At 62.7% G+C, this 13,505-nt stretch carries 13 protein-coding genes; 10 read left to right on the top strand and 3 right to left on the bottom strand.

Features of this window, described 5'->3' with window-relative positions; translation table 11 throughout:
* Positions 1–15: 15 nt before the first annotated feature.
* The 4 genes from HU748_RS07555 to HU748_RS07540 all read left to right on the top strand — a co-directional run bounded on the left by HU748_RS07555 (position 16) and on the right by HU748_RS07540 (position 4,091).
* Complete coding sequence (locus HU748_RS07555) at positions 16–546, top strand: FixH family protein (RefSeq protein WP_186719898.1); 531 nt, start codon at positions 16–18, stop codon at positions 544–546.
* A 148-nt stretch (positions 547–694) separates the two neighbouring features.
* Positions 695–3,139 carry a heavy metal translocating P-type ATPase gene (locus HU748_RS07550; RefSeq protein WP_186719896.1) on the top strand — a complete coding sequence of 815 codons (2,445 nt, stop codon included), beginning with the start codon at positions 695–697 and terminating at the stop codon, positions 3,137–3,139.
* 54 nt (positions 3,140–3,193) lie between these two features.
* Positions 3,194–3,415, top strand: coding sequence for a cbb3-type cytochrome oxidase assembly protein CcoS (gene ccoS, locus HU748_RS07545; RefSeq protein ID WP_186666356.1), 222 nt, complete (start codon positions 3,194–3,196; stop codon positions 3,413–3,415).
* Positions 3,408–4,091, top strand: a complete 684-nt coding sequence (locus HU748_RS07540) for a sulfite exporter TauE/SafE family protein (protein ID WP_186719894.1) — start codon at positions 3,408–3,410, stop codon at positions 4,089–4,091. The genes ccoS and HU748_RS07540 overlap by 8 nt, the downstream gene beginning before the upstream one ends.
* 23 nt (positions 4,092–4,114) lie before the next feature.
* Here the strand turns inward: HU748_RS07540 and HU748_RS07535 are convergent, their stop codons facing one another.
* Complete coding sequence (locus HU748_RS07535) at positions 4,115–5,344, bottom strand: hypothetical protein (RefSeq protein ID WP_186719892.1); 1,230 nt, start codon at positions 5,342–5,344, stop codon at positions 4,115–4,117.
* A 221-nt stretch (positions 5,345–5,565) separates the two neighbouring features.
* Between HU748_RS07535 and hemN the strand changes: the two genes are divergently transcribed.
* The 4 genes from hemN (at position 5,566) to HU748_RS07515 (ending at position 9,056) form a co-directional block, all read left to right on the top strand.
* A complete protein-coding gene (gene hemN / locus HU748_RS07530; RefSeq protein ID WP_186666358.1) occupies positions 5,566–6,948 on the top strand; it encodes an oxygen-independent coproporphyrinogen III oxidase in 1,383 nt (460 codons plus the stop codon).
* 190 nt (positions 6,949–7,138) lie between these two features.
* The gene (gene fnrA, locus HU748_RS07525) at positions 7,139–7,873 is read left to right on the top strand and encodes a Crp/Fnr family transcriptional regulator FnrA (RefSeq protein ID WP_186666359.1); all 735 of its coding nucleotides are present in this window, start codon (positions 7,139–7,141) and stop codon (positions 7,871–7,873) included.
* 123 nt (positions 7,874–7,996) lie between these two features.
* Positions 7,997–8,440, top strand: coding sequence for a hypothetical protein (locus tag HU748_RS07520; protein ID WP_186666360.1), 444 nt, complete (start codon positions 7,997–7,999; stop codon positions 8,438–8,440).
* Between the two features lie 67 nt (positions 8,441–8,507).
* The gene (locus HU748_RS07515; protein WP_186666361.1) at positions 8,508–9,056 is read left to right on the top strand and encodes an adenine phosphoribosyltransferase; all 549 of its coding nucleotides are present in this window, start codon (positions 8,508–8,510) and stop codon (positions 9,054–9,056) included.
* Positions 9,057–9,088: 32 nt separating this feature from the next.
* Here the strand turns inward: HU748_RS07515 and HU748_RS07510 are convergent, their stop codons facing one another.
* Together HU748_RS07510 and HU748_RS07505 are read right to left on the bottom strand one after the other, a co-directional pair.
* On the bottom strand, positions 9,089–10,018 hold the full coding sequence (locus tag HU748_RS07510) for a class I SAM-dependent methyltransferase (protein WP_186719890.1): 930 nt from the start codon (positions 10,016–10,018) through the stop codon (positions 9,089–9,091).
* Positions 10,019–10,059: 41 nt separating this feature from the next.
* Positions 10,060–10,950, bottom strand: a complete 891-nt coding sequence (locus tag HU748_RS07505; RefSeq protein ID WP_186666364.1) for a DMT family transporter — start codon at positions 10,948–10,950, stop codon at positions 10,060–10,062.
* Between the two features lie 132 nt (positions 10,951–11,082).
* Here HU748_RS07505 and HU748_RS07500 point away from each other — a divergent pair, with 132 nt between their 5' ends.
* Both HU748_RS07500 and HU748_RS07495 read left to right on the top strand, forming a co-directional pair.
* A complete protein-coding gene (locus HU748_RS07500) occupies positions 11,083–11,520 on the top strand; it encodes an Lrp/AsnC family transcriptional regulator (protein WP_063545655.1) in 438 nt (145 codons plus the stop codon).
* A 432-nt stretch (positions 11,521–11,952) separates the two neighbouring features.
* Positions 11,953–13,488 (top strand): NCS1 family nucleobase:cation symporter-1, encoded by a 1,536-nt coding sequence (locus HU748_RS07495; protein ID WP_186719888.1) that lies wholly within the window; start codon positions 11,953–11,955, stop codon positions 13,486–13,488.
* Positions 13,489–13,505: the final 17 nt, after the last annotated feature.

The raw sequence follows: 13,505 nt of genomic DNA, 5'->3' as shown, positions 1-13,505 counted from the left end.
GAGAGACGTTCGACAATGACTGCCGCCACCGCCAACAGCCCCTGGTACAAGCACCTCTGGCCCTGGATCATCATCGGCATCCTCACCACCTCGGTGTGCCTGAGCCTGACCATGGTGAGCATCGCCGTGCGCAACCCGGACAACCTGGTCAACGACAACTACTACGAGGCTGGCAAAGGCATCAACCGCTCGCTGGACCGCGAGCTGCTGGCCCAGACGCTGAATCTCAAGGCCAGCGTGCACCTGGACGAGCTGACCGGCGAGGTGGCATTGCGCCTGACCGGCAACAGCGATCCGCAGACCCTGGAACTGAACCTGATCTCGCCGACCCAGCCGGACAAGGACCGCAAGGTCCAGCTCGCCCGTGCCGAGGCCGGGCGTTATGTCGGTCAGCTCGAAGACAAGATCGAGGGCCGGCGCTTCGTCGAGCTGCTCGGCAACGAGAAGGGCCAGGTGTGGCGGTTGTTCGAGGAAGAGAAGGTCGAGCACGGCGTGCCCCTGGAGCTGGGCGATGAAGCACTGCAGGGCGCCGAGCACCAAGAATGAAACGCCATATCAGTTCCGACCCCGTGGGAGCGGGCTTGCCCCGCGATGGCGGTCGCCCGGACAACAGCATTGCCTGGGCTGACGCTATCGCGGGGCAAGCCCGCTCCCACAGGTTTTGCACTGCTGCCCAAGGTCAGGTATGACGCCAATGACCCAACCCACCCCCTGCTACCACTGCGCCCTGCCCGTCCCCGCCGGCAACCGCTTCAGCGCCGTGGTGCTTGGCCAGCCCCGGCAGTTCTGCTGCCCTGGCTGCCAGGCGGTGGCCGAGGCCATCGTCGCAGGTGGGCTCGAGCACTACTACCAGCACCGCAGCGAGACCAGCGCCAATCCCGAGGCACTGCCACGGCAATTGCAGGACGAACTGGCGTTGTACGACCGCGCCGACGTCCAGCAGAACTTCGTGCAGCACCAGGGCACCCTGGCCGAAACCACCTTGATGATCGAAGGCATCAGTTGCGCCGCCTGCGGCTGGCTGATCGAGAAGCATCTGCGCAATCTCGAAGGCGTTGGCGAGGCGCGCCTGAACCTGTCCAATCACCGTCTGCACGTCAGCTGGAACGACGGGCAACTGCCGCTCTCGCGGCTGATCGCCGAACTGCGCGGCATCGGCTACGCCGCCCACCCCTATCAACCCGACCAGGCCGCCGAACAACTGGCCCGGGAAAACCGCACGGCGCTGCGCCGGCTCGGCGTGGCTGGCCTGTTGTGGTTCCAGGCGATGATGGCGACCATGGCCACCTGGCCGGAATTCAACATCGACCTGTCGCCCGAACTGCACACCATCCTGCGCTGGGTCGCGCTGTTCCTGACCACACCGATCGTGTTCTACAGCTGTGCACCGTTCTTCAAAGGCGCTGCTCGTGACCTGCGTACCCGCCACCTGACGATGGACGTCTCGGTATCGCTGGCCATCGGCCTGGCCTACGGCGCCGGGATCTGGACCGCGATCACCGGCAGCGGCGAGCTGTACTTCGACACCGTGGGCATGTTCGCCCTGTTCCTGCTCACCGGCCGCTACCTGGAGCGGCGCGCCCGCGAGCGCACGGCAGCGGCCACTGCGCAACTGGTCAACCTGCTGCCGGCCTCGTGCCTGCGCCTCGACGCGCAGGGCCGTGCCGAACGTATCCTGCTGGCAGAGCTGGCCTGCGGCGATCGCGTGCAGGTCCTGCCGGGCACCGTGATTCCCGCTGACGGCCGCATCCTCGAAGGCCGCTCGAGCATCGACGAATCGCTGCTCACCGGTGAATACCTGCCCCAGGCCCGACGGGCTGGCGACCGGGTCACCGGCGGCACGCTCAACGTCGAGAGCGCCTTGACCGTAGAGGTCGACGCCCTTGGCCAGGATTCGCGCCTGTCGGCCATCGTGCGCCTTCTCGAGCGCGCGCAATCGGAAAAGCCACGCCTGGCACAGATCGCCGACCGCGCCTCGCAGTGGTTCCTGCTGTTCAGCCTGGCTGCCGCGCTGACCATCGGTCTGTGGTGGTGGCACCTGGATGCCGAGCGCGCATTCTGGATCGTCCTGGCGATGCTGGTCGCGACCTGCCCCTGCGCACTCTCGCTCGCCACTCCGACGGCACTGACCACGGCCACCGGCACCCTGCACAAACTGGGCCTGCTGGTGACCCGCGGCCATGTGCTCGAAGGGTTGAACCAGATCGACACCGTGGTGTTCGACAAGACCGGCACCCTGACCGAAGGACGCCTGGCCCTGCGCAGTATCCGCCCGCTGGGCAGCCTTGCACCCGACCGCTGCCTGGCCCTGGCCGCCGCCCTGGAGAACCGCTCGGAACACCCGATCGCGCGTGCTTTCGGGCGCAGTGCCGAACCTGCCGACGATGTCCAGGCCGTACCTGGCCTGGGCCTTGAAGGTCAGGTCGGGCAGCAGCGCCTGCGCATCGGGCAGGCCGCCTTCGTCTGCGCCCTGAGCGGCGCCGAAGTGCCGGCCGTACCCGAGCCACGCAGGCAGTGGCTGCTGCTGGGGAACCGCATGGGCCCCCTGGCCTGGTTCAGCCTTGACGATCGCCTGCGTGACGATGCCAGCGAGTTGCTGGCCGTGTGCAGGGCGCGCGGGTGGCAGACCTTGCTGCTGTCGGGCGACAGTTCACCGATGGTCGCAGAAGTCGCCGCGCAACTGGGCATCGACCAGGCCATCGGCGGCCTGCGCCCGGACGACAAGCTGGCGCGGGTCAAGGCTCTGCAGGCGCAAGGACGCAAGGTACTGATGCTCGGCGATGGCGTCAACGACGTCCCGGTACTGGCGGCGGCCGACATCAGCATCGCCATGGGCTCGGCCACCGACCTGGCCAAGACCTGCGCTGACGCGGTGCTGCTGTCCAACCGCCTGCAGGCCCTGGCGCAAGCCTTCGAACTCGCGCGCCGGACCCGGCGCAACATCCTCGAGAACCTGCTATGGGCAACGCTGTACAATGGGCTCATGCTGCCCTTCGCCGCGCTGGGCTGGATCACCCCGGTGTGGGCGGCGATCGGCATGTCGGTGAGCTCGCTGATCGTGGTGCTCAATGCCCTGCGCCTGACGCGTATGCCGACAGTGCAGGCGGCCAATGCTGCCCCCAGTCCGGTCATGGCCTGAGCAGGAGTTCGATCGTGCATGACATGGCTTTTGCAGTCTGAAGAGGACACCCCAATGCCCGCCCTCTACGTGATGATCCCCGCGGCCCTGCTGCTCGTCGGCGTGGCGGTATACATCTTCTTCTGGGCCGTGGACAGCGGCCAGTACGACGACCTCGAAGGCCCTGCCCACAGCATCCTGTTCGACGACCAGGATCCGCGCCACCAGGCCGCGGTGAAACCCGAAGCGACCACACCCGAGCAACCCGACGACAAGGATCCCGCCCCGCGTGCCTGAACTGCTCCCCTTGCTCGGTTCTGCCCTGGTGCTCGGCCTGCTCGGCGGCGGCCACTGCCTGGGCATGTGCGGCGGCCTGATGGGTGCCCTGACCCTGGCCATCCCGCCCGAACAACGCGCCCGCCGCCTGCGCCTGCTGATCGCCTACAACCTCGGCCGCGTGCTCAGCTACGCGGCTGCCGGCCTGCTGCTGGGCCTGGCCGCCTGGGCCCTGGCCAGCAGCCCGATGGCGCAGGTGCTGCGTGTGGTGGCGGCCCTGCTGCTGATCGCCATGGGTCTGTACCTGGCTGGCTGGTGGAGCGGGCTGACCCGTATCGAGGCCTTGGGCAGGGGCCTGTGGCGGCACATCCAGCCGGTGGCGTCGCGCCTGCTCCCGGTCTCCAGCCTGCCCAGGGCCCTGCTGCTGGGTGCCTTATGGGGCTGGCTGCCCTGCGGGCTGGTCTACAGCACCCTGCTGTGGGCAGCGAGCCAGGGCAATGCGCTGCACAGTACAGCATTGATGCTGGCGTTCGGCGTGGGTACCTGGCCGGTGCTGCTGGCCACGGGCCTGGCCGCCGAACGGGTCAATGCCCTGCTGCGACGGCGTAGCGTACGCCTGGCGGGCGGTGTGATGGTCATGCTGTTCGGCCTGTGGACCCTGCCCGGGCCGCACCAGCACTGGCTGATGGGGCATTGACTGAAGCGGGCGAGCAAGGTTGGTCACAGAAGTGGGTGGCGCAGGATATGAGGGCATCCGGGGTTGTTAACCACTTGATAGCCCGCCAATGTGTGTGCATCAAGGGAAACCTGCCGTGGATGCCGGTACGTTGGATGAGTCCCGGCAGAGAAAAACGCAATCGGACCTGCAGACTTCTGGGCAGTCGGAACCTCCCGTGAGCTTGCGCTATCCCCATGATGAGGAACGACTACCGCGTGGTAGGCCTGATGGGCCAACGCTGCAAGGTCGGCCCCCGAATCACTTTTGATCCGCTCATAGACATAATCACCCGGAACCAATGCATTGCGACCATTGCACTTGGCTTCAGCCACCAACGCGGAGCCATTGTTGTCGGTGTTGGCACGGGACGTTCTGTAGACGCTCAATGCGTTTACCGAATCGAAACGGAAAGTGTGATCGGCCAACGCCTGCAATTTGCCCATCAATTGCTTCGAGCGGCTGATCAGGTTAGTCACACCCATCGGGAAATAGATCACCTTCGCCTGATTCAGCAAATCGAGGTCCCACTCCAGTAAACGCCAGTGGTCAGAATCTGCATGGGAAATGATCACGATCACCTCGTTCTCCCCTAGAGCGGTGCGCAGTTCGTTGATGAACGGCGTGCCATCCTGAAACCGGCGCCGTCGATACACCTCACGCTTGATCGGTGTGCCTGCGCCGGCATCCAGCAGATAACGCTGATCCCCGTAGCTGTATAGCGAGCACATGCCTTGTCCAACATGAAAAGCCGATAGCGTTGCACGGCTAGCACGCACGACCTTGTGTTCTGGATGGCTCGCCTCAAGGAGCGGCAACTTCAGCCCGCCCACGATCTGTACAGTCATCACATTGAAGTAGGAAGCACTGGCTTCGGTGAAGGCAGGATAGGCATAACTGTCGGTGATCTCGGTAGACGGTTCTATTTTGATGTAGAACCAGAAGTCCTCCAGGACGTCGAAGGCCCCGTCTGGCAACGCCCGGTTAGGGATAGGGTTGAACGCTGGGAAGCGCATCGCTTTCGCCAAAACCTTCGAGGAAACATCGAGAATATACGTCTGGCAACCCGACTCCCCAAGAAATGCACTAGAACTGAAGTCACTCGGCGAGATACCCACGAACCTTGCACATCTGCGCCCGGGAGCGTAGTCCTGAATAGCATCTATTTTGTCCAGCTGGGCGTAAAAACCTCCCGGTGGAAGGTCCACAGGCACATTCATTCCATCTACCGACATGCACTACCGCTCCCTGTTACTGTGGTGTAACCGCATCGGCCAAACTGCCTCGACCATCGAAACGACCATTGCGAAATGGCGATACGATATCACCTCCAATTCAGCGAGTTGCCATCACGTTACAGTCCTGCCTCAATCAAGCAGCTTGATACAGGTCAAGCCCCCTTACTACAGATATATCTAGACTCCGGGCACTGCTGCTCTATCCGGGGACTGCCCACATGCTCGACGACCTACGTTGGGACGCCGACCTGATCCGTCGCTACGATCTGGCCGGACCACGCTACACCTCCTATCCGACCGCTGTGCAACTGCATGGCGAAGTGGGCTCGTTCGACCTGCTGCACGCCCTGCGTGAGAGCCGCCGTGCGGTGCGCCCGCTGTCGTTGTACGTGCACGTGCCGTTCTGCGCCAATATCTGCTACTACTGCGCCTGCAACAAGGTCATCACCAAGGACCGCGCCCGCGCCGCCCCCTACCTGCAACGCCTGGAGCAGGAAATCCAGCTGGTCGCCTGCCACCTCGACCCCAAGCAACGCGTCGAACAACTGCATTTCGGCGGCGGCACCCCCACCTTCCTCAGCCATGTGGAACTGCGCCAGCTGATGACCAGCCTGCGCCAGCACTTCAACCTGCTGGACGATGACTCCGGCGACTACGGGATCGAACTCGACCCGCGCGAGGCCGACTGGTCGACCATGGGGCTGCTGCGCGAGCTGGGCTTCAACCGCGTCAGCCTCGGCGTGCAGGACCTCGACCCGGCCGTGCAACGAGCGATCAACCGCCTGCAGAGCCTGGAACAGACTCGCACCCTGGTCGAAGCTGCACGCACCCTGCAATTCCGCTCGGTGAACCTCGACCTGATCTACGGCCTGCCGCGCCAGACCCCGGAAGGTTTCGCACGCACCGTCGAAGAGGTGATTCGCCTGCAGCCAGACCGCCTGTCGGTGTTCAACTACGCGCACCTGCCCGAACGCTTCATGCCCCAGCGACGCATCGACGCTACCGAGCTGCCGGCCCCGGCCGTCAAGCTGGAGATGCTGCACAACACCATCGAGCAACTCACCGCCGCCGGCTATCGCTATATCGGCATGGACCACTTCGCCCTGCCCGACGATGAACTGGCCATCGCCCAGGAAGAAGGCACCCTGCAGCGCAACTTCCAGGGCTACACCACCCACGGTCATTGCGACCTGGTGGGGCTGGGCGTTTCGGCCATCAGTCAGATCGGTGACCTCTACTGCCAGAACAGCAGCGACCTGAACACCTACCAGGACGCCCTCTCCAGCGCCCAACTGGCGACCCAGCGCGGCCTGTTGTGCAACCAGGATGATCGTGTGCGCAGGGCCGTGATCCAGCAGTTGATTTGCCACTTCGAACTGGATTTCGAGCAGATCGAGCAGGCATTCACCCTGGACTTTCGCGGATATTTCCATGAGGTCTGGCCGCAACTGCAGGCCATGCAGCGAGATGGCCTGATTACGCTGGACACGCGAGGCATCAAGGTCTTGCCGGCCGGCCGCCTGCTGGTGCGCTCAGTATGCATGGTGTTCGATGCCTACCTGGCACTGCAGAATCGCCAGCGATTTTCCCGGGTCATCTAGTCGATTTGCCGGGACGTTACACCGCATGGACAGCTCGCCTTTGTCAGGCACACCATGGATGGTCGAAGGCATCCGCGCCCACCTGCGCAGATCGCCGCCGAGCCGCACCAAAAAAGTGCAGGCTGGCCTCTAATCCAGCTGTAGGTTACCCTTACAGCTTATGTGTGCTTTATCACAAGGATCGAAAGAAATGTCCGAGCCAGTCAAACTGCGCCCCCACAGCCAGGCCCATTGCAAGGATTGCAGCCTGGCCCCCCTGTGCCTGCCCCTGTCGCTCAATCTTGAAGACATGGACGCACTGGATGAAATCGTCAAACGCGGCCGCCCACTTAAGAAGGGCGAGTTCCTGTTCCGCCAGGGTGACAATTTCGGCTCGGTCTACGCTGTACGCTCCGGCGCCCTCAAGACCTTCAGCCTCAGCGATGCGGGCGAAGAACAGATCACCGGCTTCCACCTGCCCAGCGAACTGGTCGGGCTTTCGGGCATGGACACCGAAGCCTATCCGGTATCGGCCCAGGCCCAGGAGACCACCTCGGTCTGCGAAATCCCCTTCGAACGCCTCGACGAGCTCTCCGTGCAACTGCCACAACTGCGCCGCCAACTGATGCGGGTGATGAGCCGCGAGATCCGTGACGACCAGCAGATGATGCTGCTGTTGTCGAAAAAGACCGCCGACGAACGCATCGCCACCTTTCTGGTCAACCTCTCGGCACGCTTCCGCGCTCGTGGCTACTCGGCCAACCAGTTCCGCCTGAGCATGTCGCGCAACGAAATCGGCAACTACCTGGGCCTGGCGGTGGAAACCGTGTCGCGCGTGTTCACCCGCTTCCAGCAGAACGGCCTGCTCAAGGCCGAAGGCAAGGAAGTGCACATCCTCGACCCGATCCAGCTCTGCGCGCTGGCCGGTGGTGCGATGGAAGCTTGAGCTCATTGACTTCAGCCCCTGGAGCACAAAGCCAAGCGGGCTTCAACTGATATTTTTGTCAGTTGAAGCCCGCTTGATCGAAACACATACTCATTGCTCCTCAATGCGATCAGGGAGCAGATCATGACCACGCCAAAATCGAGCGACAATTTTGAAAGTGCCAGTCTCGAAACCTTTAAGCTGAAAAATCAGTACAAAAGCAGCAAGTACTCAAAGCATCATTTCGAGCTTATCGAGCAGGGTGACAGCAAGTATTCATCGGGGTTCTCAAAAGCAATCAGCACAGGCTTAGGCAATCAGGTGCTTGTTGTTGGACAAGGTAGTTGCGTTCGTATCGTTTTCGGTGAGCCGGTCAAGGATGTTGCCTGGGTGTATCACCTTGATAACCCCGAGAACGTGTTCAATGTCACTACTGAATTGGGCGGCGATAAGCAAACCTTTGGCGCTGGCACGATCACTCCGCTGGTAACGGTAGGGCTAGGTGAAAGCAAGGTAGAGGCCATCGAAATTCAGGCCACCAGCGCAGGTTCACTGCATATCGACTCACTGACCTGGAACAAGGTCTGACCAGACAGGATCTTGGGCATCATCCAACAAGGTATACTGGACCAATTGATCATCCAGGATATCCCAGATGCACAGCGACACCTTCGACCTCAAAGCCCTGATCCGCCCGGTAGTGGACTTTCCCAAGCCGGGTGTGATCTTTCGTGACATCACCCCGCTGTTCCAGTCGCCACGCGGACTGCGCTATGTCGCCGACCAGTTCATCGAGCGCTATGTCGAAGCCGAGTTCAGCCACATCGGGGCCATGGACGCACGCGGTTTCCTCATCGGTTCGATCATCGCCCACCAGTTGAACAAGCCACTGATCCTGTTCCGCAAGCAGGGCAAACTGCCAGCCAACGTGCTGTCGGAGCCCTATCAAACCGAATACGGCGAAGCCTTCCTGGAAGTGCATGCCGACAGCCTATGCGACGGCGATTCGGTGCTGATCTTCGATGACCTGATCGCTACCGGCGGCACCCTGCTGGCGGCCGCCAACCTGGTGCGACGTACCGGGGCCAAGGTGTTCGAGGCCGCAGCGATCATCGACCTGCCCGAACTCGAAGGCTCGCGCCGCCTGCAAGCTGCCGGCGTTCCAACCTTCTGCCTGACCGAGTTTTCGCTGTCCGAATACTGATCGCCATCGGGCCGAACCCGACCCCCTCGGGTTCAGCCCAGCTGGCGGAACACCAGCGCCTTCAACCCGCCCTGCGGGTCCGCATCGGGAAACTCCGGCGGGTTCTCCAGGCGCTCGACAAAGACCAGCTGCGGCGCCTGCTGCGCCATGCCGTCGATGAGAAACTCCGGGCCGATCGCCGGATCGTTCACGCAAGCCAGCACCGTCCCGCCTTCACTCAACAGCTCAGGTAGACGACGCAGGATCTTGGCGTAGTCCTGGGTGAGCACGAAGCTGCCACGCTGGAAGGTCGGCGGGTCGATGATGATCAGGTCGTACGGGCCGTACTTGCGCACCTTGCCCCACGACTTGAAAAGCTCATGCCCGAGATAAGCGACACATGAAGCATCGTGGCCATTGAGGCGATGGTTCTCACGCCCACGCGACAGTGCCGACTTGGCCATGTCCAGGTTCACCACCTGCTGCGCGCCTCCAGCAATGGCTGCCACGGAGAATCCGCAGGTATAGGCGAACAGGTTCAGCACCCGCTTGCCCGCCGCCTGCTCACGCACCCAGCGGCGGCCGTAGCGCATGTCCAGGAACAGGCCGTTGTTCTGCCGCACCCCCAGGTCCAGCAGGTACTTCAAGCCGTCCTCGATCACCTCGCGCTGCTGGCAGGGCTCGCCGAGCAGCCACTGGCCCGGGCTGTCGGGCAGGTAGCGATGCTGCAGCAGGATCGCCTGGCCGCTCCATTGCGGGCGCTCGGCGAGGGCATGCAGCATCGCCTCGAGCTCGGCCAACTGGCCATCGGGCGGCTCGCGGAACAGCGCGACCAGCAGCACCCCGTCGAGCCAGTCGACGGTGATCTGCTCCAGGCCCGGCCAGCAGCGGCCACGGCCGTGGAACAAACGACGGGTTTCGACAGGCGCGGGGTCGAGGGCGGTGAGCAGGTGCTGCTCCAGGGTGTGAATCGGGGAGGTCATGGCGGGCCGCATAGCGAAAAACCGTCATTCTACCTGCTTTGTCAGGCCGGGGCCGCCCTGCGCGACCTGAACCACCACCCCTGCTGCATCCCTGCCGCCGCCAGCAGGATCAGCGCCACGCCCAACCACTGCAGCGGCGCCAAGCGATGACCGAACGCCACCCAGTCCACCAGGATCGCGGCTATCGGGTAGATGAACGACAGGGCGCCGGTCAGCGCCGTGGGCAGGCGTTGGATGGCGCTGTACAGCAGCACGTACATCAACCCGGTATGCACCACCCCCAGTGTCACCAGGCTACCCAGCGCGGCAGGCGCTGCCGGCAGACCGCCGAACCCGACCCAAGGCGCCAGCAGCAGTGCCCCGGTGCTTACCTGGATCAAGGCAATCAGGTGCGGCGGTGTCCCGCTCAAGCGCTTGATGATCAAAGCCGCCAGGGCGTAGAGCAACGCCGCCCCCAATGCCAACCCAATGCCCAGCAGGTACTCATCGCCGCCCTGCCCTTGCCCGTGAGCGCTGACGATCGCCAGCATGCCGACAAAGGCCAGCCCCAGCCAGGTCAGCTTGGCTGCGGTGATCCGCTCACCGAGAAACACCGCCGCCAGGCCCACCAGCATGAACGGCTGGACGTTGTACACGGCGGTGCCGATAGCGATCGAGGCCCGTGAATAGGAGGCGAACAGCAGTAACCAGTTGCCAACGATGGCGACCCCGCTGAGCACCGCCAGCAGAAAAGTGGTGCGGGTCAGGATGCCGGGCTTGAGAAAGCCCATGAACGCGCAGATCAGCAGCAAGGTGCCAGCGCCCAGGACACAACGCCAGAACACCACATCCAGCACCGGCTGCCCGGAGACCAGCACGAACCAGCCGATGGTGCCGGATATCAGCATGGCGGCAACCATTTCCAGTGAGCCGCGACGAATCGAACTGTCCATCTCATGCCTCCTGTCGAAGATGGCAACAGTATGCTGGCGCGGATATTGGCACTCCAGCGGATAAACAAGGCCAGAATCACCAATCGCCTTTACTATCAAGGCAGTTTTACACTTTTACCTCACGAGGCAAGTATGACCGACGATATCGACCAACTGCTGATCAATGCCCTGATGGAGGATTCGCGCCGCTCGCTCAAGGCCCTGGCGCAGATCAGCGGCCTCTCCGCCCCCAGCGTCAGCGAGCGGCTGCGCCGCCTGGAAGAACGCGGCGTGCTGCGCGGCTACACCGTGGAAATCGACCCACGCTGCTTCGGCTACCAGTTACAGGCCATCGTGCGTATCCGCCCGCTGCCAGGGCAATTGCAGGAAGTCGAGCGGCAGATCGTTGCCATTCCCGAGTTCACCGAATGCGACAAGGTTACCGGCGAGGACTGCTTCATCGCCCGCCTGCATGTGCGCTCGATGGAACAGCTGGACACCCTTCTTGACCGGCTCAACACCCTCGCCGAGACCAACACCGCGATCATCAAGAAGACACCGGTCAAGCGGCGCCTGCCGCCGATGGCATGACCCAAGACTTGTACACAAGAATGTCACCTAGAGTGCCATTTTTGTGTGCACTAGTTACGGACATGCCCCAACACGTTACACCGGGAAGCCGATAAAAATTGACTCTAAAGTCAACTAGTAAGTGAATGCAAAATAAATACTGATCAAATGGTCAATTTATAGTTCTTTATTTTCATAACGTTACAAAACAAAAGGAGAAAGTCAAAGTAATAGCAACTCAGAAACTGTGCCCTCTCTGGCATGGAACTGGCTTGAGTGAACTTGTGTTTTGTATACAACTTGAACAAAACATAAATACACAAGAACACGCAGCGCCTGCCCCGCAGGCCGCTAGCGCCCAGAACCCAGTGATGCCAATGCTGCACAGACGAGAAGGCGAGCCCGTGCGCAAGCCCGCCTCATCGCAGTCCTAGCGCATCAGGAGCCGCCGGAATGAGTAGCAGTCTCGACCTTGCCCCTGAACTTTCCGTTGCCAGCACCAGCCCCACCGCCACCACGCTGGAAAATCCCGCCGGGCCGTACGAGCTGAGCCCACGTCTGCACAACCGGGACCTGGCGCCCACCCGCATCGAGGGCCGCCGCTGGGGTGGCTACAGCATCTTCGCGCTGTGGACCAACGACGTGCACAACATCGCCAATTATTCCTTCGCCATGGGGCTGTTCGCCCTGGGCCTTGGCGGCTGGCAGATTCTCGTCTCCCTGGCGATCGGTGCTGTGCTGGTGTACTTCTTCATGAACCTCTCCGGCTACATGGGCCAGAAGACCGGCGTGCCGTTCCCGGTCATGAGCCGCATCGCCTTTGGTATCCATGGCGCACAGATTCCTGCGCTGATCCGCGCGGTGATCGCCATCGCCTGGTTCGGCATCCAGACCTACCTGGCCTCGGTGGTGCTACGCGTCCTGCTCACCGCCGTGTGGCCACAGGTTGCCGCCTATGACCACGACAGTATTCTCGGGCTATCGAGCCTGGGTTGGGTGTGCTTCGTGGCAATCTGGATCGTGCAACTGGTGATCCTCGCCTACGGCATGGAGATGGTGCGCCGCTACGAAGGTTTCGCCGGGCCGGTGATCCTGCTGACCGTGGCGAGCCTCGCCGCCTGGATGTTCTTCAAGAACGATGCGCGCATCGCCTGGTCGGTGGCCGATCCACTGACCGGCTACGAGATGTGGCGCAACATCTTTGCCGGCGGCGCGCTGTGGCTGGCAATCTACGGCACCCTGGTGCTCAACTTCTGCGATTTCGCCCGTTCCTCGCCGTGCCGGCGGACCATCCGCGTCGGCAACTTCTGGGGCCTGCCGGTGAACATCCTGGTATTTGCGGTGATCACTGTGGTGCTGTGTGGCGCACAGTTCCAGATCAACGGCCAGGTAATCGACAGCCCGACGCAGATCGTCGCCACCATCCCCAACACACTGTTCCTGGTGCTGGGTTGCCTGGCCTTCCTGATCGTCACCGTCGCGGTGAACATCATGGCCAACTTCGTCGCCCCGGCCTTCGTGCTCAGCAACCTGGCGCCACGCCACCTGAACTTCCGTCGTGCCGGGCTGATCAGCGCCACCGTGGCGGTGCTGATCCTGCCATGGAACCTGTACAACAGCCCGCTGGTGATCGTGTACTTCCTGTCTGGCCTGGGCGCCCTGCTCGGCCCGCTGTACGGGGTGATCATGTCCGACTACTGGCTGCTGCGCAAAGGCCGGATCAACGTGCCGGAGCTGTACAGCGAGAACCCGGCCGCTGCCTATCACTACTCCCGCGGCGTCAACCTGCGCGCGGTCGCGGCCTTCATTCCATCGGCCCTGCTGGCCATCGTCCTGGCACTGGTACCGCACTTCCACAGTGTCGCGCCGTTCTCCTGGCTGATCGGCGCAGGGACCGCGGCCGCACTCTACCTGCTCATCGCGCCGCGCAATCGCCAATACCTCGACGTCAGCGGCGAAGCCATCGCCGTCGACCACAGCAGCCATTGATCAAGGGACATTCGTTC

The sequence above is a fragment of the Pseudomonas sp. RW3S2 genome (assembly GCF_014268955.1).
GTDB lineage: Bacteria > Pseudomonadota > Gammaproteobacteria > Pseudomonadales > Pseudomonadaceae > Aquipseudomonas > Aquipseudomonas wayambapalatensis.
This window is presented reverse-complemented; position numbering and strand designations above follow the sequence as displayed.